Origin of the sequence: Billgrantia antri, from assembly GCF_017868935.1 — a bacterium.
In the GTDB taxonomy this organism is placed as follows: domain Bacteria; phylum Pseudomonadota; class Gammaproteobacteria; order Pseudomonadales; family Halomonadaceae; genus Halomonas; species Halomonas antri.
In genome coordinates this window covers 1,041,371-1,063,917 of sequence record NZ_CP053383.1, presented here as the reverse complement: position 1 = coordinate 1,063,917, position 22,547 = coordinate 1,041,371, and the positions used below count along the sequence as shown (strand labels likewise).

Sequence of the window (22,547 nt, the reverse complement as noted above, 5' to 3'; positions counted from 1 at the left end):
TGAACGTGGAGGGCAGCATGGCAAGGCGATGGAAGCGCGCGAAGCAAGAAAGGGAACATCAGCGATAGGGCTTTGCACCGCCGTCTTCAGGGGTTAGCCATCAGCTCGGCGACGTCCATCACGTCGCCCAGGAAAAACAGCATCTGAGTGCCGGATGAGCCGGCGCCTCTGACAATGGGCTGGGGTGGCGCATGGCCGCGCAAATCGCGGCCATGCCGAAGGGCATCCTTGAGCTCGGTCACACGGACGCCCAGCAGCTGAGCCGCGTGGCCAATGCCGATCCGCTCTTGTCTCAGTGCTGGCGATGTCACCGAATTCCCTCCTCTCTACGCTAACGGAGCACCATGCGGAAACGCTCCTCGAGCGCCTCACCCATGGCATCACCATCGTACCCGGCATTGGTCGTCGGCAGGTACTCAACGTTGATGCGAGAGCCGCTGCCGTCGCGCTGGATTTGTGCCTTCAGCACCAGGGAGTGCTCGGCACCGTTGACGGTCTGCCTGGCATAGTCACTCATCTGATAGAAGGCGCCGGGCGTGGCATCGAAGTGCCAGGCGTTGTCCATCATCGCCCACTGGTCAGAGTTGCTGTTCGGGTTGAAGTCCGCCTCGGAGCGGAATCCGAACTCGGAACGCACCCGAGCATAGGCCGTATCCACATCCAGCGGCGACGCCATGCTGAAACGCCCATGCCGGCTGCTTGCCGATACCTCCTGGCCGCTGCTGGCTGCCACAGCCTCCTCGTCGATAGCAGGCTGCTGCTCGGGATCGTAGTTGATCGGCTCCCCGGTCACCGGGTTGTTGATGCAGGTCAGGCAGCGGCCTTGAGAGTAGAGATGGTCCTGTGTGGTACAGCCCGCTGCCAGCACCGCAGCAGCACCCAGGCCCATCCAGCACAGCACCCTCCTGGCTCCCTTCATCGCTCTCCTCCTTGATTCATCCATGATCACTCAGCGGCTAGTCCCCGTAGCCTTCCTGGCTGGCCCCCGGGCCACTGGCATACTGCTCAGCCGGCTGCTGATGGCTATGGGGGGTATCCATGATTACCTGAGCTACCCGATGAGGCAAGATGGCCACTCGCTCAGCCTGTACCTTGAAGGCCGTGCGCGTCTCGCCGTTCTGCTCCCAGCTGTCCTGAATCATCTTGCCCACCACCACGACCCGCATCCCTCGCTGATACAACCGCGACCAGCGCTCTGCTTCCCGGTGCCACCACTCCACGTCTGCCCAGAAACCACCGCGATCCACGACCTCTCCGTCCTTGGGGACCAGGTTATCGAACCGCACATTGAGCCTTAGCAGCGTGCGGGGCGGCTGGTTGTCACGCACGGGGAAGGTCCGAACCTCCGGATCGCTGCCGATATTCCCCTCGCCGTAGAAGCGTGTGCCCATGGGTATCCTCCTTGGTCGTTATCGCTGAAATGAGACAGCATGCTCGATATCGGCCAGCGCCTTGCCGATTCGCTTGATCGACCAGTTGATCGTGGCCGCCTTGGCATTGAACACGCAGCGCTGCACCTCGAGATCAATGACGGACTGCCGCATCGCCTCGGATATGTCGTCACGAGACAGGAACGCTTCCAGCAGCCAAAGCCCCATGCTTCTCTGCCTGTTATCGCGCCACTGCAGGGTTCTGGCTGGGATGCCTGACTTACCCCATGGGGTAAGCCAGAGGTCGGTCGATTTCAGCAAGCCGCCATTCGCTTGAGATGCCATATCGATCGCCTCTTGCCGCGCCGCTCTTGCCGCCTCTTCCAGCTCGTCACGGAGCCGAATCAGCTCCCCCTTACCCTTAAAGGGTTTTAAAAAACCCTTTGCGTAGCTGTTGAATGCGTCTTTGCCATAGCTATTCGATGCGCTACTCACCCTGCCCCCCCCCTCATGCTCTTGTTGTGATGCCGGTGACATCACCACAGACCTCCTCGGCACCGCCGCCCAAGTGATTCCAGTGGAATCACCCCGGAGACCTCCTCCGGCACCGCCGCCCAGGTGATTCCAGTGGAATCACCCCGAAGCCCTCTCGGCACCGCCGCCCCAGTGATTCCAGTGGAATCACCCCGGAGGCCTCCCCGGCACCACCGCCCAGGTGATTCCAGTGGAATCACTCCGGGAAGCCAAGCCGCTACTCCTCGGCGGAAGGGGCTTGGTCACTCTCCGCCTTGCTCCCACCACCGGCGACCTTGGACTCTCCCGGCTTGGAAATCGGCGGTGCAAACTCGCTGCGCCGCTTGCCGGAGAGCACGTCGTCAGGCAGTGCGCCGAACTTCTCGATGGCGTCTCGGGCCTTGGCATTGTTGGCGGCGAAGTCGTCCCGGGTGGCACCGCTGAAGCCCGGGTACTTCTGGGTGCTCGCGCATAGGCTACGCAACAGGTGGCCACCGCCCCGGACGTACTCCTCCATCTGTCGCCGCCCAATCAGGGCGATATGGTGGGCAAGCATGACGCGCCTGACGAAGCGGTCGAAGTCGATCAGCAGGCGCAGGGCGAGCCATCCATGCTGACCGCCGGTATAGACAGGAATCTTCAAGGGTTGCTGATTAAGGTTCTCCTCCACGTCTAGCTCTGGTGGAAGCTGTGCCATCAGGCTATCGAGCTCATGGAGACGCTGGTCCAGCTGAGTACGAGTCTCGGCAAGTTTGGCATCCAGCTGCAGCAGCCAGTGATCCGCATAGGGGTCATCCTTGGCTGCGTTCTGCTTGATCGCACCGCAGATCAGCAGGAACTGCCGCATGCCGATTATCTGTGGGCGACCCGTCTCGACCCCACGGCCCTTCCAGATCCGTGCAGCGTGGTGGGTATGGAGCGTCAGTTCGATCTTGCTGCGCAGTGCTCCCAGGCGATCAACGGCCATGGCGCGTCGTCCTCATGCTGATGTGTGTCTGCGGTATGGCAGGCACTGTCAATCAGTTGAGGTGGGGGGGACAGCGGAATTGTTAATGGCTATTGAGTGAGTTTTTGTCGCCAGCAGGCCATAGCCCCAGCTTGCGCAGGCACTGCTCTCGGGCCGCTCGGGCCTCATCAGGTGACGTGGAGCTCGGTGGCGTGGGCGCCGGCGCCTGCGTGGATGGCTGAGCCGCGGCACGGGGTTCAGACAGATGCTTGGCCGGTGAAGCGCTCTGGGTCCTGCTGCCCGCCCGGCATTCGGCCTGGGTCTGGGCATAGCCGGTCGCCACGAACTCGCCCCTGATAGCGCGCTTGATCAGCCCCCGCAGGAAGCCCTTGGGGTTTCTCACCGAACCGCTGCTCACACGACCCGCCGCCTCATCGAGAATCGCTTGCTGGGTATCGCCCGATAGGCCCGACATCAGGAGTTGAGTCGCCTGACGTTCACTCCCATCCAGCGAGAGACACGCCGGCCAGTGCAGCCTCGGGGCTGACGTACCTGTAGGTTTTACACAGTGTGAAGTACGTACTGTACGGGAAGAACTGCCCGAGTTTTCATCGAGAACTGCCTCGACAGCCCGATAAGCCTTTGATTCCAGACTTGGTTCTCTCTGAAAACCAGGGGAGTTCTCTCGGCTCACCCGGCCGGGTTCTCGCTGAGAACTCGGCTGCCTGCCCTGGTTCTTCTGCTCAGTCGCAGCGGAGAACTGGGCAGCGTCATGCTTGGCAGGCGACCGGCACTGGGCCTGCCTCGGCCGAGACGCCAGGGTATCGAGACGCGTCGGCAGCTCATGTAGCGCCCCGGCCTCCTGGAGCTCCTCGAGCACCATGGCAGCAACGGCCTTGACCACCTTGTTCTGGTGATCCAGGCAGCGACACACATACTCCACGTAGTCGGCATCCAGCACCGAGGCTTCCGCAGGCGAAAGCGGCTCGTCGTGCAGGATATAGACGTTGCCGATAATGCGGCCGTTCTGCGCGTTGCGCGCCCGATGACCGAGACTGACCCAGCGGGTCAGGCGAAGCACAGCGATAACGCGGGCGACCGTGGCCCTCGACGCCTTCTGGCCCGGCGCCCCCCGCAGCAAGGGCTGCAGCTCGTCATAGGTCGGCACCGCCGTGGTTCGGTCCGGATTGACCAGCATGCGCATCATCTGCCAGCCAAGCTTGTCGACGTGCCCGAGGCGGGGATCCAGCAGCAGAGACCGCGGCACGGTCTCATGGGGGTTCCCGAAAAACAGCAGGCCATCGAGGCCTGACGAAGCCTCCCCTGACCGCTCCGTCTCGCCGTTCACAGCGCCAGACGCCGGGGGCTCTCCCCGGCGCTGGGTCATCTCGGAAGCTGCCTGGCCGATCAGGCGATCCAGCCCCTGCCGAGTGGCGTCCCGCAGCTGCACCATCACCGCTCTCCCGCAGGGGACGTCCACTCTTCGGCCGGGGGCGCCGTGCGCGGCTGGCCGGGATCGACCCACTGCTTGATCAGGTGCCACACCACCGCCAGCGGGATATCGGTCTCCTCGGCGAGGGTGACCATACCCTGCAGGTCGTCGGTCGCCTTGGGGTCCAGGGCGATATGCTGCCAGCGCTCCCAGGCATCATGCTCTGCCTGCTCCGACGGCATCGCCAGCCGCCCCTGGCGCGGCGCAATGCCCAGCAGCTGGCGACGCGTCGAGCAGTCGTTGCCGGTCAGGCCGAAGAAGGCTCCCATCATGCTGACGCTGGCCCCCAGCCTCAGGCAGCGGTCGATCAGGGTCTCACGATCCTGGTCACGATCGATGCGCGCCAGAACACCGCGCAGCGCGGCATGATCCACCGAGAAGCGCGCTACCACCGGCCCTGCGCAGGCCAGCGAGTCGATATCGCTCGCCCTCAGCCGTCGCAGGGTGCGCAGCTCATCCTCACTGAAGCCAAGGGCCAGCGCTCGGCGCATATTGCCCTCCCGAAGAAACCCCATGACCTGGCTGAGCAGCGCCTGGTTCAGGTTGGCGGATGAAGAGCTCATGACTGGGCCTCCTGTTGTCCCTGCAGGTGTTCACGAAGGCGGCGAATCAGCCGCACCAGACGGAAGAAACGAAGCAGTACCGCATCGTCCCAGGCACTCTCATCGCCCTCTTCCCGATGGGTGCCCAGCAGCGCTCCCCATAGGGTGGCGTCAGAGGGGTACTCGGGATTGAGTTCACCGCGCAGGCTCGCCAGCGCCTGCCAGGCGAAGCGTGCACGGCGGTCGGCGGCGTCCGGCAGCGGGTTGAGGTCGAAACCGATGCCGTCGTCATCGGCGACCACCACGTCGCTGCCGCCGAAGCCTCCCCAGCGGGCAATCACCTGGACCAGCTCGCGGATACGAATACGCAGTGAGCGGGGCTCATCCTCCACCCCTTCGATAAACCAGACGTCGGCAATGGGCGGGGTGGTTTCGCCGGAGAGCACCGGCGCCGCCAGGGGGGCCAGCTGCTCGAAATCGAAGCTGGGCACGCCGAGCTCGCTGGCCAGATGGTGGCGGTAACCGCGCTTCCCCGGACTCTCCTGCCAGCTGGACTGGGTCAGCCCCTCGAGGCGGGCGGCCCGCTCGGCTTCTGTCCGAGCAGCCCCCTCTGGCCAGTCGACCTCCTCCTCTGGGGTCGCAGCCATGGGCACAGGGCCAGGCTCCGACGCCGGCTCACCGATTCCTCGCAGCACGGGAGACGATGATTCGCTCAGCTGCTCCTTTTCACGCTCCAGCGCGGCAACCTGCTCACGCAGCCGAAGCAGCTCGGCGCTCTCTGTCCTCTCGTCGTCGGAAAGCGCGTCTCTGCCCAGGGCCCGTGGCGATGGCAGCTGCTCAGCTTGGGGCTGGGATTGGGGTTCACGGCCAGAGTCGGAAGCAGACACCTTCGCCACCGGCGCACCGCCCGCGGCGGGCTCGGCAGAGGTCTCGGGCAGCGGTGGATAAAGCGAGGGCGGCTGGGCGTCGGGGTCGCGCATCTGCTGCAGCTCAACGTCCAGGGCTTCGAAGGCCTGATGCTCTTCCAGGTCCCAGCGCCGCTTGCGATAGGTGACGATGTTATCGAGGGTCAGCTCGCAGACGTTGAAGTGCACGCCGGTGTGGTCGGCCAGCATGCCGCACAGCCGATCCACCACGATGCTCCAGTTCATCTCTGTCTGGCCCTCGTCATCGAACCAGGCCATGGTCTGGTGCCAGGCCTCGGCAAAGCCCTCGGGCGCGACCTCCTCGGTGCAGCGCTCCCAGATCAGTCGGCAGGCTTCCCGGTAGCTGATCAGCTTCTCGACCTGTGGCCGCCCTAAGCCGCTGTAAAGGGTGTTGGGCAGGGTGGGCAGCAGATGCTCGACGGTATAGAGCATCTTGCTGATATGGCTCTGGGCAACCTGATAGCCATCCTCGGCCAGGCGCTTGACCAGCTCGCGCTGCGAGAGCGTGTCGCCGCTCTCTTCCTCGTACATCGCCTTGGCATCCACTACGCCCTTGGCACGCTCGATCCAGAGCAGCTGGCCGCGGTTGTCGTTCTCGCTGAGATGCCCTGTCAGCATCTTCACTTCCGACTGCCAGGGTCGGTACAGGGCATAGAATGCATGGAAGCGCGACTCGCCGGTCTCCTCAAAGAGCTCGCGCAGGATCTGCAGGCGGGTATTGCCGCCATCACAGATGGTGTAGTGCTTCTCCCCCGGCCGCTGGGTCACCGGGGGCTTGTGCTTGAGACCCGCGGCACGGATCGAAGCCTTGATCTCCTCGTACTTGGGATTCCGGACCTGCCGGGGGTTGTGCTCGTAGGGCTTGAGCATGTCCAGCGTGACCCAGACGGCCATCTCCTGGTCAGGAGGAGTTACGGCATCCACGGGCTGCCCCTGACGCTTGGGGCCCGGCTGCATCAGGCGTTCGCGAAGCTGCTGGTCGGTAGGACGTTTCATCGGGTGACTTCCTTGGTGACGGTGCTGACAGAAGCGGCGCAGGCATGCGGCGCCCTGGTGCTGATGACAGTGGCATCACTCGTCATGGCGGCACCTCTGCTGCCACTCCGCCCGACGCAACTGGGAGCGGGCATTGAGCTCGGCGCGGCGGTCCTTGGTGGTGAAGGAGGTGAAGACCGGCGCACAGCCCGGCTTGCTGAACCGCAGGTGACCGCCGCTGGTACGCTGCACCTCCCATCCCTGAGACGCGGCATAGCGAATCAGGCGCTGCATCCCCTTGCACCCTCGCGCTACAGAAGACGACTTACTCATCTTCGGCCTCCTCGATCTCCCAGAAGCGTTTCAGCAAGGCATCACCGCCCTCGATGAAGGTGTGGATCTCGTGGCCGCTGTAGGTGGCCATCCGGATCACCGTGAGGGCATCCGCCTGCAGGTCCGCATCGAGCCCCCGCAGCCGCTGCATCTCGAAGGGCCAGTGGTAGCCGTTGTAGAGTCCGAGCAGGAGGCGACGAAGATGGTGGGACTGGCCGCTATGGCCCTCGGCCACACGGATCAGGTGCTCGAGCGCTGACAGGCCCTCCCGTTCCGCCTCGAGCTGCCGCTGGCGGGTCTCGTGCATGACCTGGGCAAGGGCCTGTGAGAGCCGGGAGCGGGGGTCGGGTGTGCGTACACGATGCTGGCTCATGGGGTCCCCTCCTGGTGCTGCCACGCCAACGGTTTGAAGCGCGCCGACTCTCCCTGGAACGCCAGGTGCACGGTGCCGGTCGGCCCGTTGCGCTGCTTGCCCAGGATCAGCTCGGCCAGGCCGTGGCTGTCTTCGTTCTCGGGGTGGTAGACCTCGTCGCGGTAGATGAAGGCGATCACGTCGGCGTCCTGCTCCAGCGCACCGCTGTCACGCAGATCGGCCATGCAGGGGCGCTTGTTGGGGCGGGTTTCCAGCGAGCGGTTGAGCTGCGACAGGGCAATGACCGGAGAGCGCAGCTCCTTGGCGGTCTCCTTGAGAATCCGACTGACCTTGCCCACCTCGAGGGTCCGGTTCTCGCTGCCCGGCTCCTGAAGCAGCTGCAGGTAGTCCACCAGGATCATGGAGGGGCGCCCGAAGCGGCGCGTCATGCGGCGTGCGCGAGCCTTAAGGCTGGAGGCGGTGATGCCTGAGGCATCATCGATCAAGAGCTTCCCTTCCAGCTGGGTGAGCCGATTGACCGCAGCGGTCACCTTCGGCCAATCCTCGTCCTCCATCTTTCCGGTGCGCAGCTTCTGCAGGGAGACATTGCCCAGGCTGGCGATCAACCGCAGCATCAGCTGCGACTCGGGCATCTCCAGGGAGAAGATAAAGACCGGACCGGCAACCTCCTCTGCCGTCAGCGCATGCTCCGCGAAGCCGAGCCCCATGGCGGTCTTGCCCATGGAGGGGCGGCCGGCCAGGATAATGAGATCCCCGGGCTGCCAGCCCGCGGTCATGGCATCCAGCTCGCTAAGTCCGCTCGGGATACCCGTCACCCCGCCCTGCGCATTGAAGGCCTGATCAATGACGTTGATGGCCTCCCCCAGCATCTCCTTCATGGAGCTCAGCCGCTCATGCCGGTCCTCCGTCAGGGCGAAGAGCTTCTGCTCGGCCTCCTCGATCAGCTCGGCGGCCGAACGGCCCTGGGCGTTCAGGGCCTGCTGGTTCAGCGTGAAGCAGGTATGGATCAGCTGACGCAGCGCATGGCGATCCCGCACGATCTCGGCATAGGCCACGACATTGGCCGCGCTGGGCGTATTGCGGGCCAGCTCTGCCAGGAAGGCGAGGCCTCCCACCTGCTCCAGCTGACGCGCCTCCTCCAGCGCTTCGGAGACGGTCACCACATCCATCGGCTGGTCACGCTCGGCCAGCCCCTGAATGGCCTGAAACACCAGGCGATGGGCCTGCTGATAGAACATTGCCGGCGCCAGGCGGTCGGCGACTTCATCCCACATGGCGTTGTCCAGCAGCAGGCCCCCCAGCACCGACTGCTCCGCTTCCAGGCTGTGGGGAGGCAGATAGCCGGCGTCGGAGCGCTCTTCGGCCACCCGGAGCTGGACCAGGTTCTCAATGGCACTCATCGTGGCAGCCTCCCTGCATGGTGGTGGTGCAGACCATGGCGTCGATCAGTGGCTGCCAGCCGGGGTTGAGCTCACAGGCCATCGCCTTGACCTGATCGGCGGCGGCGGGCGACTTGCGACCGGCGGGCTTTCTGGGCTCGAACTGGTGTGCCGGCAGGCCGGCACTGGCGGCCTGTCGGAAAGCGACACCGGCGCGGATGGTGCTCTGCATCACGGTGACGCCCTGCTCGCCGGCGGCAAACATCTCTGCCAGCGTCTGGTGGATGCCCCGCGCATCGGCGGTTTCATCCAGGCGATTCACGAGTACGGAAACGGGAGGAACGGAGAGGTGGGTGAACTGGCTGAGCGCCTCGAGATCGCGCAGCAGGCCGACGGTGCCGCGCACGAACTCGCGGGCGGAAAGCAGCTCGGGGGTGATGGGAGAGAGGGCGTGATCGGAGGCCAGGACCGCCATCTCCAGGGTGATGGAGCGCGCCCCCTGGGTATCGATCAGGATGAGGTCATAGCCCGATAGGCTGGAGAGCAGCTGGGCAAGCCGGAAGCGGCCGTCCGGGGCGTTGAGCAGCAGCTGAGGAAGCTGGCCGGCGTGATCGTTGGAGATCACCACATCCAGGTTGGGATGGGCCGTTTGCGATATGACGCGGTCGGGAGCCGTGTCGCTGAGCGCGATCAGCTCATAGGTACCGCCGGGGGCTTCGGTGCGAAGAGGGTAGTAGCTGGAGAGGGTCGGCTGGCTGTCCAGGTCGATGAACAGGACCTTGAGCCCCGCATCGGCCAGGAGGCCGCCCAGATTGGCAGTGACGGTGGTCTTGCCGACGCCGCCCTTGGTGGAGATAACAGACATGATGCGCATTGATTGTGCCCTCGTGTGGTAACGAGTGGCCTAAGGGTCGAACCTCAATCAATGCAGTGCGTACTTGGTGGGCCCAGCTGGACTCGAACCAGCGACCAAGGGATTATGAGTCCCCTGCTCTAACCAACTGAGCTATAGGCCCTGCATTGCGCCGCCGTATGATAGCGAATGCGGCTGGACGAGGCCAGAGGCTCGGGGTCGGCTTTTTCCATGCCGACGGTTCGGGCACTTCTCAGCGTTTGGCGTGTCTTCTGGGGGAAGCTTCCGCTGCAGGAGACGCACCGCTGATGAAACACCTTTTCTCTTCCTTCTCTTTGATCGCCCTGGGCGCCTCCGCCCTGCTGTTCGCCCTGCCTTTGGCGGCTTGGGAACTGGATCCCGAGCACTCGCGGGTCTCCGCCACGGTGATGCAGATCACTCCCGATGGGCCAGTGCCGCGCCAGCATGAGGTACGCCGGCTTTCCGGCAGCGCGAATGAGGACGGCTCCCTGGAGATGCCGCTGCGACTCAACCAGAGTGATGTAGTGGAACGACTCGGGCAATTGCCGCCGTGGCTTGCCGGCGTCACCGAGCGGCCCATGGCCACACTGACCACGCAGTTCCCGCCCGGACGGCTGGATCGGTTGGCAGTGGGCGATTCCCTGGTGGAAACCCTAACCATGAAGGTACGCTCGGGCAATGCCGTGCGCGAGGAGTCGCTGCCGGTGCGCTTCACCAAGACGAGCAGCGGCCAGGTGCAGGTGACCAACGCCGAGCGGGTGGCGCTGGATGGGCAGGCACTGATGGCCAACCCCACCCTGCGTTCGGTGCTGCTGCTGCTCGGCTATGAGCAGATCGGCGACGAGGTACCGGTCAGCCTCGATGCCCTGCTGGTCAAACCAGAGACTTAAAATCTCTCGGGCAATATGCCCTCTCAGCTAAGCGCCTCGCTCTCCTCCAACGCCCCGGTCTGCACCTTCCACTGCGCGGCGTAGCGGCCACCCTTCTCGAGCAGCTCGGCATGGGTGCCCTGCTCCACGACTTGCCCGGCGTCGATCACCACGATCTCGTCGGAGTGCACGATGGTCGAGAGCCGATGAGCGATCATGATCACCGTGCGGCCATGGCCGATCTTGGCCAGCGAGCGCTGGATGGCCGCCTCGGTCTCGTTGTCCACCGCGCTGGTGGCTTCGTCGAGTACCAGGATCGGCGGATCCTTGAGCAGCGCACGCGCCAGCGAAAGGCGTTGACGCTGGCCGCCGGAGAGGCGCACGCCGCGCTCGCCCACGGCGGTATCGAGCCCCTGGGGCAGGGCCTGGATGAACTCCCACGCCTCGGCGGTGCGCGCCGCGTCGATCACCTCCGCCTCGCTGGCCTCGGGACGGGCGTAGGCGATGTTGTCACGAATCGAGCCCTCGAACAGGTAGACGTCCTGGCTGACCAGGCCAATGGCCTGGCGCAGCGACGCCAGGCTGACCTCGCCGATCGGCTGGCCGTCGATGCAGACACGGCCTGCCTCGGGGTCGTAGAAGCGCAGCAGCAGCTTCATCAGGGTCGACTTGCCCGAGCCGGTGGCGCCCACCAGCGCCAGGGTATTGCCGGCGGGCACGTGCAGGCTGACGCCTTCCACGCCCACGCCGCTGGCGGCATAGCGGAAGCTCACCGCATCGAAGCTCACCTCGCCGCGCACCGGCTCGGCCAGCGGCTGGCCTTCGTTGTCCTTCACCGTGATCGGCACGGCGAGCAGGTCGAGGATGCGCCGGGTGCTGGCCATGGCGCGCTCGAACAGGTCGATCACCTCGGCCAGGCCCGTCAGCGGCCACAGCAGACGCTGGGTGAGGAACACCAGCACGCCGTAGGCGCCCACGTTGAGGTCGCCGCGCAGCGCCATCATGCCGCCGACGGTGAAGGTAGCCAGGAAACCGGCCAGGATCGCCATGCGGATCACCGGGATAAAGGCCGAGCTGACCTGGATGGCGCGCCGGTTGGCCTCGACGTAGGCTTCGCTGACGCTGCGCAGCCGCTCGGCCTCGCGCGCCTCGCTGGTGAAGCTTTTAATGGTGGCAATGCCGGAGAGATTGTTGGAGAGCCGGCTGGCAAGGTCGCCGACCTTCTCGCGCACGTCGGTGTAGAGCGGGCCGGCCTTGCGCTGGAAGAAGAAGGCGCCCCAGATGATCAGCGGGATCGGCGTGAAGGCGAGCAGCGCGATCAGCGGCGAGATGACGAAGAACACCGCCCCCACCGCCACCACGGTGACGCCGACCTGGATCAGCGCATTGGCGCCGCCGTCGAGGAAGCGCTCGAGCTGGTTGACGTCGTCGTTCATGGTGGCCACGAGCTGGCCCGAGCTCTTTGACTCGAAGTAGGCCATGTCGAGGCGCTGGGCGTGCTCGTAGGTGTCCAGGCGCATGTCGGCTTGCAACCGCTGGGCCAGGTTGCGCCACAGGATCTTGAAGAGATACTCGAAGATCGATTCGCCGGCCCAGATGAAGAAGGTGAGCACGGCGAGCACCATGATCTGCTGCTGGGCGGTCTCGAAGCCGATCCGGGCGACGAAGCTGCGCTCCTGGTTGACCACCACGTCGATGGCCACGCCGATGAGAATCTCTGGGGCGATGTCGAAGATCTTGTTGATGATCGAGCAGGTCGTGGCGGCGACGATACGGCGGCGATAGCCGCGGGCGTAGCGCAGCAGGCGCCCCAGGGCCTGGAAACTGTTGGCGGAAGCATCGGTTGGCATTTGAGAATTCCTTGCGAACAAGAGTCGCAGCTTACCGGGTCAGGGCGCTTCCACCAAGGAGGAACCGGGCCAGCCCATCGACTCGAGCGGCGAGACGGGCGAACCGTCGACATGATCTTGGCGCACCGGAACTGTACAATACTTAGCTTGCTCACCGCCAAGGACGCTCGATGCTCGCCGACCTCTTTGCCGTGATGGCGCCCGTGCTGGCCGGCGCCGGCCTGGGCTTCACCTGGATTCGCATGGGCCAGCCCTACCCCGTGGACTTCGTCACGCGCCTGGTCTTCAACATCGGTACGCCGGCCTTGGTGATCTCGTCACTCGCCGGCGCTGACATCGACGCCAGCAGCTTCGGGCGCACCATGCTGGCCACCGCCCTGGTGATGGTTTGCATGGGCCTGGCCACCTTCGCCATGGCACGCCTGCTACGCCGTGACTGGCGTGTGTTGCTGGCCCCCATGATGTACCCCAATACGGGCAACATGGGGCTGCCGGTCGTGCTTTACGCCTTCGGTAGCGCCGGCTTCGCCTTCGGCATCACGGTCATGGTCACGGTCTCGCTGTTCCAGTTCACCATCGGCGCCGTAATCGCCAGCACCGGCAACCCGCTGCGAACGCTGGTCAGGACACCCACGGTTTACGCTATCCTGATAGCACTGACGCTGCTGCTGACCGACACCGAGCTGCCGCGCTGGCTGGCCAACAGCGTGGGGCTGATCTCGGGCTTCACCGTGCCGCTGATGCTGATCACGCTGGGCGTGTCGCTGGCCAGCATCAAGGTCAAGAACCTGCGCTCCGGGATCGGCTTCAGCCTGCTGCGCATCCCGGTCGCCGCGCTGCTGGCCTGGGGCATCGGCACGCTGCTCGATCTGTCGCCCTTGGCGCTCAGCATCCTGGTGTTGCAGATGAGCATGCCGGTGGCGGTCTTCAATTATCTGTTCGCGCAGCGCGCCAAGCGTGAGCCGGAGTACGTGGCCAGCCTGGTGTTCTGTTCGACGCTGCTGGCCTTGCTCTACCTGCCGATCCTGCTGGCGATCCTGATGTAGCGCCAAGGGCCGCATACGGGTGATGGGAACACCCAGGCCGCCCCGGAGTCTTTATTCGATGGGGGCGGTAACAAAATGCAAGGGAGGGAGACATGCTTAAGGCAAGCAAGCGGCTGGCAGTGCCTCTGCTGGCCGCTACCCTGGGGAGTGGCGGTTCGGCCCAGGCCGTCGAGGCCCTCGACCGAATCTCTACCGAACACCTCGAGCTGCGCCTGGAGCGCATCGCCGAGGGGCTCGAACACCCATGGTCGGTGGAGCAACTTCCCGATGGACGCTTCCTGGTCAGCGAGCGCCCGGGGCGCCTGGCGCTGATCGATGAGACTGGCGATGTCACCCACCTGCAAGGCGTGCCCGAGGTCAGCGCACAGTCACAGGGCGGGCTCCTCGACGTGGCACTGCATCCGCACTATGGCGACGGCGAGCACGATTGGCTCTACTTCACCTGGAGCAAGCCCGGCGCGGGCGGCACCGCCACCGCCCTGAGTCGTGCCCGGCTCGGCGATGGCGAGCTGACCGACGTCGAGCTGCTCTTCGCACAAGGGCGTTACAGCGATCCCGGGCGTCACTACGGCTCCCGGCTCGCTTGGCTGCCCGACGGCACCCTGCTGATGAGCGTTGGCGAACGCGGCAGCCCATCGCGTGCGCAGGATCGCCGCGACCATGCCGGCAGCGTGCTGCGGCTGACTGAGACCGGCGGCGTGCCCGACGATAACCCATTCGTCGGGAACGACGAGGCCCTCGACGAAATATTTACCTTCGGCAATCGTAACCCCCAGGGCCTGGTAGTCACCCAAGCGGGCGACGCCTGGGCCACCGAGCACGGCCCGCTGGGTGGCGACGAGCTCAACCGGCTGATCGGCGGCGAAAACTACGGCTGGCCCGAGGTGAGTCTCGGCAAGACCTACGTCTCCCGTCGCCCTGTCGGCGAGGCCACCCTGCCCGGCATGCGCGATCCCGTTCACGTCTTCGAAGATCGTTTCGCCCCCTCCGGCCTGGCTGAGGTCACCTCCCCCATGTTCGAGGCTTGGCGCGGCAATCTGCTGGCCGGGGGGCTGCACCGCGAGCAGCTGTATCGTCTGACGCTGGAGAACGCCCAGGTGGTCGACACGGAGTTGGTGCTCGACGGACAGATCGGTCGCACCCGCGACGTTCACCAGGGGCAGGATGGCGCCATCTACCTGATCAACGACGATCCCCAGGGCAATCTCTACCGGCTGAGGCCGGTGAATTGAACTCAGGCGCGGCGCCCGGCCTGAGAGCCGGCACAGCCGCCGCATTCGTCGACCACCGTTCGCGAGCCGCCATGCGCCTACGCAACCTCATACTCCTGACCATCATCGCACCGCTCTTTCTCGCGCTGCTGACCTTCAGCCTGGTGGCCATCAAGTCGCTGGAGGACAACGTGCGCAATCGTCTGGAGAGGGAAGTCCAGGTCATCACCAACGTAATCGGCACGACCCTGAGCCAGGCCCTGACGCGCGATGCCACCGAGCCCCTGGAGGAGTCGCTCTACTCCGCTTTTTCGTTTCATCGCATCTACGGCGCCTATGTGTTCGACGCCAGCGGGCGGGAGATCTACGGCCTCGGGCTGGGCCAGGCGCTGTTCAGCCCCGAGACCATTCGTGAGGTGGCCGAGGAAGGAAAAATGCGGGCCGCCTACCGTGAGCACGAAGGCTGGCACTACTACTCGGCGTTGAAGCCGCTGCTTTCCGCCACCGGGGAGATTCAAGGCGTACTGCAAGTCAACCGCCTGAATACCGGCATCGAGAACTACACCGGGTTCCTCAGTCAGCTGGCGCTACTGGCCTTCGTCATCGGCGCCGCCGGCATCGTATTCGGCATTTGGTGGGGCTTTCGGCGCCACATCGAGCGACCGCTGGAGCGCCTGCTCGCCGTTATGCAGCGTGTCGAGGCCGGCGACCGCGGCCAGCGTGCCGAAGCCAAGGGGCCGCAGGAGTACGAACGCCTGGCCGTTGCGCTCAACGGCATGCTCGATGCCATGGCCGAGAAAGACGCCGACATCGAGGCGCGCCGGCGCAAGGAGATCGAGCTCGAGAAACGCCTGCGCAAGTCGAAGAAGCTCGCCGAGCTGGGCGTGCTGGCCGCCGGGGTTGCACACGAGATTGGTGCGCCGCTCACGGTGATCAACGGCCAGGCCCAGCGCCTGGCCCGGCGTGAGACCCTGGACGAGGCGGATAGGGCCAAGCTCGGGCGCATTCGCAGCGAGGTGGAGCGTATCGTCGAGATCGTGCGCCAACTGATGGAGCTGGGTCGCCGTCACAATGTCGAAAAGGAGCCGCTGGAGCTGTCCGACCTTCTCGCGACGGCACGCGAATTGGTCGAGGAAGACCTCGAGCAGAACGCTATCCGGCTCGAACTCGACCTTGCGCCGTCGTCCTCACCGCTGCTGGCCAATGGCCAGCAGTTGATCCAGGTGCTGACCAATCTTCTACGCAACGCCGCCCAGGCCGAGGGCGTCAGCCGTGTCCGCATCCACTCACGGGAACAGGGAGGCTGGCTGACGCTATGGTTGGAGGATGATGGCACTGGAATCGCCGATCAGGACAAACCGAAGGTCTTCGATCCATTTTTCACTACCAAGCCCGTTGGCCAAGGTAGCGGCCTGGGGCTTTCGATGGTGCACCGAATCATCAACGACCATGGTGGCACCGTCGGGGTGTTCGACAGCGAACTGGGGGGAGCCGGCTTCGAGATCGGACTGCCACTGAACGATAGCGATGAAGGAGGAACCGCCACGTGACTGGGAGCCACAGCCATACCGACCTTCCGATCCTCATCGTCGAGGATGACGCCGCCATTCTCGAACTGCTGGAAGAGGAGCTCCAGGAGGCCGGGTATCACACGCTAGGTGTAAGCAGTGCCGAGGAAGCCGTGGTTACCCTGAGTCATAGCGAAGTGGCTCTGGTGATCAGCGACGTACGCCTCCCCGGCATGAGCGGCATGCAGTTGCTCGAGCAGCTGCGCCATGAAGGCAATCGAGTGGGGTTCATCGTCATCACCGCCTTCGGCACCATCGACCAGGCCGTCGAGGCACTAAAAATTGGCGCCGACGACTTCCTTACCAAGCCACTGGACCTGGAGAGCGTGGGGGAGGCGATCTTTCGGGTACTGGAAAACCGCCGCTTGGCAGAGCGTCTGTATCAAAGCGAGCCGGCCGGCCACTTCCACGGCATCGTCGGCGAGAGCGAGACGATGCAGTCTCTCTTCCACGATGCGGCCCGCCTGGCCAGAAGCGATGCACCTATCCTTATCCTCGGGGAGAGCGGCACCGGCAAGGAGCTGCTGGCCCGTGCCATTCATGCCGAGAGCCCGCGGGCCGACGAACCTTTCATTGCCATCAACTGTGCCAGCATTCCTTCCGAACTGATGGAGAGCGAGTTCTTCGGCCATGTGAAAGGCGCCTTCACCGGCGCCAACGAATCACGCCAGGGCCTGTTCCAGGCAGCCAATGGCGGCAGCCTCTTTCTCGACGAGATCGGCGAGATGTCGCCCGGCCTGCAGGCCAAGCTGCTACGGGCATTGCAGGAGAAGATGATCAAGGCAGTGGGTGCCGAGAAGGAAGAAGCAGTGGATGTGCGCATCATTGCCGCCACCCATCGCGACCTGGAGCAGGAGATCGAGAGCGGCAACTTCCGCAGCGACCTGTTCTATCGTCTGGAGACCTTTTCGCTACGCATCCCTCCCTTGCGTGAACGCCCGGGAGATGTGGAGCGACTGATCTCCGCCATGATCGAGAAGCATGCCGGCGCCCAGGGCAAGCACATCGAGCGCATCGAGCCCCTGGCCTTGCAGACCTTGCTGGAATACCCCTATCCCGGCAACGTGCGCGAACTCGAGAATGCCGTCATGCGCGCCGTGACCCTGGCGGAGGAGGGTCTGCTCAGCCATGCCGACCTGCCCGAGCGTATTCGTCAGCATGGTCAGGAACAGCGGGGGGTGGCCCGTCAGGTCGAAGCCGGCCATGCCTTGATGACCCGTGGCCAGCAGAGTTGGCCCAGTCTGGAGGAGGTCGAGAAGCGCTACATTCAGAAAGTGCTCGAGGCGACGGGTGGCAACAAGCGGCGTACCGCCGACATCCTCGGCATCGCCAGGCGTACGCTCTATCGCCGCCTCGAGGAAGAGTAACCGCGTCGTAGCGATGCAATGCCATGGCAAGACACAAAAAGGCCCCCGTGGGAGCTCGGGGGCGAAGCACGCCATGCAATCCTACTGACGGTGCAAGGGGGGAGGGTGGCGGGCCGCCAGCGGATTGCGCCGCGTCATGCTAGAGTGACGCATCCTTGCGTCGATCCTACTCCTCTGGCCCCAGCCGCCCGGCCGGGGCCGAAACCCGGTAGATCACGAAGCGCCTTCGTTCTCCTCCTCCGGATAGTCCCACTCTTCTTCCTCGTTCTCGTACTCGTACTCGGGCTCTTCACCCGGGACCGCCTCCGCGCCCTTGCCGAAGCCGGCGTCGTCCTGCGCCCCCGGCATGGTCGGATCGGCACCCGGAACGGTTTCAGTGCCTGGCTGTCGCTGCATGCCCGGGTTCTGCTCCATTCCAGGCTCCTGTGGCATACCCGGCTCTTGCGGCATACCCGGATCCTGCTGCATGCCCGGATCCGCTTCGGTGCCCGGCATGGCCGGATCCGCGCCTGGTGCAGTGGTACCGTCGATACCCGGTGCCGCAGGATCCCCCGGATCGACGCCGGGTGCGGTCTCATGGCCCGGAGCCTCTTCCGTAGTCGGGTATGACGGCTGATCGGTGCCTTGCTGAGTCTGGTATTGGTCCTGCTGAGTCTGCTGCGCCAGCGCCAGCGGGCTCGCCGTCAGACCTACAGTAATGCCAAAAATGCCTAGCTTCTTCAGAAATTCCTTGGACATCATCTCTCCACCTCCTGCCATATCGTCTTGCGACGACGGGTTGGGCTTCCTGCCTGCCCCCGCCATCCTCGGCAGGGGCACGTGAAAGGGCCGTCGGTTTAACTGCCGCTGCCCTGCTCTTCCTCGGAGGACGCTTCCTGATCACCCTCCATGGTGGCCTGCTGCCCCTCGGGTTGCTCCTCAGGTACCGGTTCCTGTTCGGCTTCCGGGAGCGGATCCTGCTCGGGAGCCACGTTCTCGGTCACTTCCGAGTCAGCCTGCTCTTCCGTGTTTGCATCGGCGTTCGTCCCAGGCACCTCAGCGCCATCATCGGAAGCGGTGTCGGTCTGATCGATTCCGGGATCAGACGTCGCGTCATCCATCTGGGTACCCTGCTCCTCCATGGCGGGCGCCTCCTCCTCGATGGGCGGCAGCTCGTCTTCCTCATTGCCGCAACCAGCAAGTGACAGCGTCCCTAGCGCTACCGCCACTGCCGAAGCCAAGGCAGTCAGTCGCCAGGCAGATCTGGGTTTACGCGTCTCATGACTCATTGGCTCTCTCCCTGATTTGACTCGTCCTCACTCCGTTCCAGCAGAAGACGTGCCAGCCTCACCGGGATTTCTATTTTTTTCTTAAAATACAGAATATTAACTTTAATCAAGAGAGGCATTCCTGCTCCCGACACTGTTCTTATTGCTGGCGCAAATTGACACATGGGCAGGTCTGCCACAGGCAATGGCCCCGTATCTCGCACGGGCAGAAGCAAGGGGCAGCAAAAAGGGGCACCGAACGGTGCCCCTGCCAGGGAATCGAGCCTTGCGCCGCCGCACTATTCCGGCGTAATGCCCCGCAACCGCTCGCTACGACGCCGTAGCAGTTCCAGCGTCGTCAGCAGCAGCATGGAGAGCAGCACCAGCAGCGTTGCCACCGCAAGAATCGTCGGACTGATCTGTTCGCGGATACCCGACCACATCTGTATCGGCATGGTGGTTTGCGCGGGTCCGGAGATGAACAGCACCACTACCACTTCATCGAAGGAAGTAATGAAGGCGAACAGGGCGCCGGAAACGACACCCGGCGTCACCAGGGGCAACACCACCTTGAAGAAGGTGCGCGTGGGGTTGGCGCCAAGACTGTGCGCCGCCTTGATCAGCGTGGTATCGAAGCTCGACAGCGTCGCGGTGACGGTGATCACGACGAACGGTATGCCAAGCGCGGTGTGCGCCAGGATTACGCCAAGGTAAGTCTGCGCCAGGTTGACCTTGGAGAAGAAGAAGAACATTGCCGCCGCGGAGATGATCAGCGGCACGATCATCGGTGAGATCAGCAGCGCCATGATCGCGCCGCGCGCCGGCATGTGCCGGTTGGAGAGGCCCAGCGCAGCCACGGTGCCCAGGACCGTGGCCAAAAACGTCGAGGCGATGCCGATGATGAAGCTGTTCTTGATGGAGTTGAGCCAAGCGCTGGAAGTGAAGAAGTCTTCGTACCAGCGCAGCGAATAGCCTGCCGGGTCGAGACTGAGCATTTTATCCGAGAAGGTGAAGTAGGGCTCCGCATTGAACGATAGCGGAATGATGATCAGCAGCGGCCCCACCAGGAACAGGAAGATCAGCGCGCAAATGCCCAGAAAGACGTAGTGCCAGATGCGCTCACCGCGAGTCGCGTAGGAAGGAATGGCCATCGGATTACCCCAGCTTGACCTTGTCGACACCGATAAGGCGGTTGAAGACCATGTAGAAGACGATCACCACGAACAGCAGGATCGAGGCGATGGCTGCGGCCAGTCCCCAGTTGAGTGAGGTCTGCATGTGGTAGGCGATGTAGTTGGTGATGAAGCGCCCTGACTGGCCGCCCACCAGCGCCGGCGTGATGTAGTAGCCGATCGACAGGATGAAGACCAGGATACCCCCGGCGGCGATGCCCGGAATGGTCAGCGGGAAATAGACTCGCCGAAAGCTCAGGAACGGCTTGCCGCCCAATGAGCGAGCCGCACGCATGTAGCTCGGCGGAATCGTCTTCATCACCGAGTAGAGCGGCAGGATCATGAATGGCAGCAGGATATGCGTCATGGCAATGATGGTGCCGGCCTTGTTGTGGATCATCTGCCAGCGTGCCTCGTCGGCAATCACGCCAAGCGCGACCATGACATCGTTGAGCACCCCCTGGGACTGCAGGATCGCGATCCAGGTGGTGGTGCGCACCAGCAGCGAGGTCCAGAACGGCAGCAATACCAGAATCATCAACAGGTTCGAATGGCGCAGTGGCAGGCTCGTCAGCAGGAAAGCGATCGGATAGCCGAGCAGCAGCGTCAAGCCAGTGATTACCGCACTCATCCAGAAGGTGCGCCAGAACAGCGAGACATGCACCTTGAGATGATCCGGCACCTCGACGATCTCTCCCGACGGCGACAGCTGGCGATCCACCGCCGCCAAGTAATAGGAAAGCGTGTAGGGAGTTGCCTCGCGTTGGATCAGCTTCCAGGTGTCGAGCTCACCCCAGGTGTCGTTGATCTCGATCAGTGATTCACGGAAAGGCGGTTCTACACGGCCAATTCGCCGTGCCGTGCGGCTGATCGTCGAGCGCATGCCCGACTTCTCGTAGTTGAGCCGGCTCGACAGCAAACCCAGGTTGCGCGCTTCCTGCCCCTCACGCAGATCCTCGGCAAGTGCGGCAAATACCGGTTCGCCAGGCAGCGACTCGCCGTCCCAGCCTTCCAGGGCGGCGACTGTGCGCGACAGCTGGGTGGAAACTTCGGGATTGTCGACGCTGCGCCACAGCATTTCGACGATCGGCATGATGAATGCGATCCCCAGGAACAGCAGCAATGGCGATACCAGCAAGAAGGCCTTGACCTTCGAGCGCCGCACGGCGCGCCGCAGGCTGGTCTTGAGCGGTACGCCATCCGCAGTGGTCAGGGGAACAGAGGGCGATTGGGACACTCAGGCCTCTCCATCTAGCAAAGGAAGCGGTTGGGAAACGCGTATGACGATGGGGCCGTCGCCCGGGAAACCCGGGCGACGGCGGACCTTTACTGGGCCAGCCAGGCGTCGAAGCGCTGGGTCAGCTCGTCGTTGTAGTCGGCCCAGAACTCGTCGTCCTTCTGGATGGCAGTCGCGAAGTTGGGCGGGAACGTCGGCATGTGCGGCATCATGTCGATGCCCGTCTCGGCGTGGACCGAGACCAGGTCCGAGGAGGAGTAGCGCGCCGGGCCGTAGGAGATGTACTGGGCCTGGTCGGCGAGGCGCTGGGTGTCGGTGGCGAAGTGGAGGTAGTCCTTCACCTTGTCGAGCTTGCCGGTCGGGACCACCCAGCCATCCAGCTCGAACACCTGGGCATCCCAGATGATCTCGAAGGGCTGGTTCTCGGAGACCATGGCATTGAAGATGCGGCCGTTGTAGGCAGAGCCGAAGGCGACTTCCTGATCGGCGAGCAACTGCGGCGGCTGAGCGCCCTCCTCCCACCAGATGACCTCGTCCTTGATCGTGTCGAGCTTGGCGAAGGCGCGCTGGATGCCCTCCTCCGTCTCGAGCACGTCGTAGACATCCTCCGGCGCTACTCCGTCGGCGACCAGCGCCCACTCGAGGTTGTTGATCGGCTTGCGCAGCAGGGTGCGCTTGCCGGGGAAGTTCTCAAGATCGAAGACATCGGCAATGGTGCTGGGCTGGTTGTCCTCGGGGAACATCTCGGTGTTGAAGGCGACGATGTTGGAGTAGACGATCGAGGCGACGAAGCACTCGCCCAGGGCGCCGTCGACGAAGTCCTCGCTCGGCGGCGTGCCATCCGGCGCATCCGCCAGCAGTTCGTCGTGATCCAGCGGTTCGATCAACCCCTCGGCACAGGCGATCATGGCATCGGCCGGCAGCATGTCGACCAGGTCCCAGGTCACGTTGCCCGCCTGTGTCTGTGCACGCAGGCCGGCCAGGGCATTGCCGCTGCGGTCGAGATTGATGATCTCGTCGCCGGTCTGCTCCATCCACGGCTCATGGTAGGCCTTCTGCTGGCTCTCGGTGTAGGCGCCACCCCAGGAGACGATGTTGAGCGTCTGCTGAGCCTGCGCCACGCTCGCCAGGCCCATCGCCGAAGCTCCCGCCACGGCACATACCATCAGTTTGAGAGCCGGTTTCCCTGCTTGCTTGCTATCGTCTTTCATCGTCTATCTCCGCTTGTTGTACTTGTTGACACCGCTTCAGATTGAA

General features: G+C 64.1%; 23 protein-coding genes and 1 tRNA gene. 5 read left to right on the top strand and 19 right to left on the bottom strand.

The window, feature by feature from the left end; genetic code table 11:
• Nucleotides 1-86: 86 nt before the first annotated feature.
• From HNO53_RS05110 to HNO53_RS05050, 13 genes are all read right to left on the bottom strand, one after another.
• Nucleotides 87-311, bottom strand: a complete 225-nt coding sequence (locus tag HNO53_RS05110) for a hypothetical protein (RefSeq protein ID WP_089684740.1) — start codon at nt 309-311, stop codon at nt 87-89.
• Nucleotides 312-331: 20 nt separating this feature from the next.
• On the bottom strand, nt 332-919 hold the full coding sequence (locus tag HNO53_RS05105) for a hypothetical protein (RefSeq protein ID WP_143005083.1): 588 nt from the start codon (nt 917-919) through the stop codon (nt 332-334).
• Between the two features lie 37 nt (nt 920-956).
• Nucleotides 957-1,391: a single-stranded DNA-binding protein gene (locus tag HNO53_RS05100; RefSeq protein ID WP_089684744.1), complete on the bottom strand. Its 435-nt coding sequence runs from the start codon at nt 1,389-1,391 to the stop codon at nt 957-959.
• Between the two features lie 18 nt (nt 1,392-1,409).
• Nucleotides 1,410-1,907, bottom strand: a complete 498-nt coding sequence (locus tag HNO53_RS05095) for a DUF3158 family protein (protein ID WP_209476753.1) — start codon at nt 1,905-1,907, stop codon at nt 1,410-1,412.
• A 214-nt stretch (nt 1,908-2,121) separates the two neighbouring features.
• Entirely contained in the window at nt 2,122-2,850 is a 729-nt protein-coding gene (locus HNO53_RS05090; protein WP_089684748.1) for a PFL_4669 family integrating conjugative element protein, read from the bottom strand.
• 82 nt (nt 2,851-2,932) lie between these two features.
• Complete coding sequence (locus tag HNO53_RS05085) at nt 2,933-4,282, bottom strand: STY4528 family pathogenicity island replication protein (RefSeq protein ID WP_089684750.1); 1,350 nt, start codon at nt 4,280-4,282, stop codon at nt 2,933-2,935.
• Nucleotides 4,282-4,884 carry a DUF2857 domain-containing protein gene (locus tag HNO53_RS05080; RefSeq protein ID WP_089684752.1) on the bottom strand — a complete coding sequence of 201 codons (603 nt, stop codon included), beginning with the start codon at nt 4,882-4,884 and terminating at the stop codon, nt 4,282-4,284. The genes HNO53_RS05085 and HNO53_RS05080 overlap by 1 nt, the downstream gene beginning before the upstream one ends.
• Nucleotides 4,881-6,785: a ParB family protein gene (locus HNO53_RS05075; protein ID WP_089684754.1), complete on the bottom strand. Its 1,905-nt coding sequence runs from the start codon at nt 6,783-6,785 to the stop codon at nt 4,881-4,883. The genes HNO53_RS05080 and HNO53_RS05075 overlap by 4 nt, the downstream gene beginning before the upstream one ends.
• A gap of 75 nt (nt 6,786-6,860) precedes the next feature.
• Nucleotides 6,861-7,097, bottom strand: coding sequence for a type II toxin-antitoxin system HicA family toxin (locus HNO53_RS05070; protein WP_089684756.1), 237 nt, complete (start codon nt 7,095-7,097; stop codon nt 6,861-6,863).
• Nucleotides 7,090-7,470, bottom strand: a complete 381-nt coding sequence (locus HNO53_RS05065; RefSeq protein WP_089684758.1) for a DUF7673 family protein — start codon at nt 7,468-7,470, stop codon at nt 7,090-7,092. The genes HNO53_RS05070 and HNO53_RS05065 overlap by 8 nt, the downstream gene beginning before the upstream one ends.
• The gene (gene dnaB / locus HNO53_RS05060) at nt 7,467-8,870 is read right to left on the bottom strand and encodes a replicative DNA helicase (RefSeq protein ID WP_209476749.1); all 1,404 of its coding nucleotides are present in this window, start codon (nt 8,868-8,870) and stop codon (nt 7,467-7,469) included. The genes HNO53_RS05065 and dnaB overlap by 4 nt, the downstream gene beginning before the upstream one ends.
• Nucleotides 8,857-9,723 carry a ParA family protein gene (locus HNO53_RS05055; RefSeq protein ID WP_209476747.1) on the bottom strand — a complete coding sequence of 289 codons (867 nt, stop codon included), beginning with the start codon at nt 9,721-9,723 and terminating at the stop codon, nt 8,857-8,859. Before HNO53_RS05055 ends, dnaB begins: the two co-directional genes overlap by 14 nt.
• 65 nt (nt 9,724-9,788) lie before the next feature.
• Nucleotides 9,789-9,865, bottom strand: a tRNA-Ile gene (locus tag HNO53_RS05050).
• 145 nt (nt 9,866-10,010) lie between these two features.
• On the opposite strand from HNO53_RS05050, the gene HNO53_RS05045 reads away from it, so the two are divergent.
• Complete coding sequence (locus HNO53_RS05045; protein ID WP_209476746.1) at nt 10,011-10,613, top strand: hypothetical protein; 603 nt, start codon at nt 10,011-10,013, stop codon at nt 10,611-10,613.
• Between the two features lie 23 nt (nt 10,614-10,636).
• Here the strand turns inward: HNO53_RS05045 and HNO53_RS05040 are convergent, their stop codons facing one another.
• Nucleotides 10,637-12,442, bottom strand: a complete 1,806-nt coding sequence (locus tag HNO53_RS05040) for an ABC transporter ATP-binding protein (protein WP_209476744.1) — start codon at nt 12,440-12,442, stop codon at nt 10,637-10,639.
• Nucleotides 12,443-12,612: 170 nt separating this feature from the next.
• Between HNO53_RS05040 and HNO53_RS05035 the strand changes: the two genes are divergently transcribed.
• The 4 genes from HNO53_RS05035 to HNO53_RS05020 all read left to right on the top strand — a co-directional run bounded on the left by HNO53_RS05035 (nt 12,613) and on the right by HNO53_RS05020 (nt 17,634).
• A complete protein-coding gene (locus tag HNO53_RS05035; protein ID WP_209476742.1) occupies nt 12,613-13,488 on the top strand; it encodes an AEC family transporter in 876 nt (291 codons plus the stop codon).
• A gap of 92 nt (nt 13,489-13,580) precedes the next feature.
• On the top strand, nt 13,581-14,720 hold the full coding sequence (locus HNO53_RS05030) for a PQQ-dependent sugar dehydrogenase (protein ID WP_209476740.1): 1,140 nt from the start codon (nt 13,581-13,583) through the stop codon (nt 14,718-14,720).
• A gap of 71 nt (nt 14,721-14,791) precedes the next feature.
• Nucleotides 14,792-16,249, top strand: a complete 1,458-nt coding sequence (locus HNO53_RS05025; protein WP_209476738.1) for a sensor histidine kinase — start codon at nt 14,792-14,794, stop codon at nt 16,247-16,249.
• Nucleotides 16,246-17,634 carry a sigma-54-dependent transcriptional regulator gene (locus HNO53_RS05020; protein ID WP_209476737.1) on the top strand — a complete coding sequence of 463 codons (1,389 nt, stop codon included), beginning with the start codon at nt 16,246-16,248 and terminating at the stop codon, nt 17,632-17,634. The genes HNO53_RS05025 and HNO53_RS05020 overlap by 4 nt, the downstream gene beginning before the upstream one ends.
• A gap of 213 nt (nt 17,635-17,847) precedes the next feature.
• Here HNO53_RS05020 and HNO53_RS05015 read toward each other — a convergent pair whose 3' ends face one another.
• The 5 genes from HNO53_RS05015 to HNO53_RS04995 all read right to left on the bottom strand — a co-directional run bounded on the left by HNO53_RS05015 (nt 17,848) and on the right by HNO53_RS04995 (nt 22,501).
• The gene (locus HNO53_RS05015; RefSeq protein ID WP_209476735.1) at nt 17,848-18,375 is read right to left on the bottom strand and encodes a hypothetical protein; all 528 of its coding nucleotides are present in this window, start codon (nt 18,373-18,375) and stop codon (nt 17,848-17,850) included.
• Between the two features lie 95 nt (nt 18,376-18,470).
• Nucleotides 18,471-18,902, bottom strand: coding sequence for a hypothetical protein (locus HNO53_RS05010; protein WP_209476733.1), 432 nt, complete (start codon nt 18,900-18,902; stop codon nt 18,471-18,473).
• Nucleotides 18,903-19,180: 278 nt separating this feature from the next.
• The gene (locus tag HNO53_RS05005) at nt 19,181-20,032 is read right to left on the bottom strand and encodes an ABC transporter permease (RefSeq protein WP_209476731.1); all 852 of its coding nucleotides are present in this window, start codon (nt 20,030-20,032) and stop codon (nt 19,181-19,183) included.
• 4 nt (nt 20,033-20,036) lie between these two features.
• A complete protein-coding gene (locus HNO53_RS05000; protein ID WP_242597545.1) occupies nt 20,037-21,290 on the bottom strand; it encodes an ABC transporter permease in 1,254 nt (417 codons plus the stop codon).
• A gap of 89 nt (nt 21,291-21,379) precedes the next feature.
• The gene (locus HNO53_RS04995) at nt 21,380-22,501 is read right to left on the bottom strand and encodes an extracellular solute-binding protein (RefSeq protein ID WP_209476730.1); all 1,122 of its coding nucleotides are present in this window, start codon (nt 22,499-22,501) and stop codon (nt 21,380-21,382) included.
• Nucleotides 22,502-22,547: the final 46 nt, after the last annotated feature.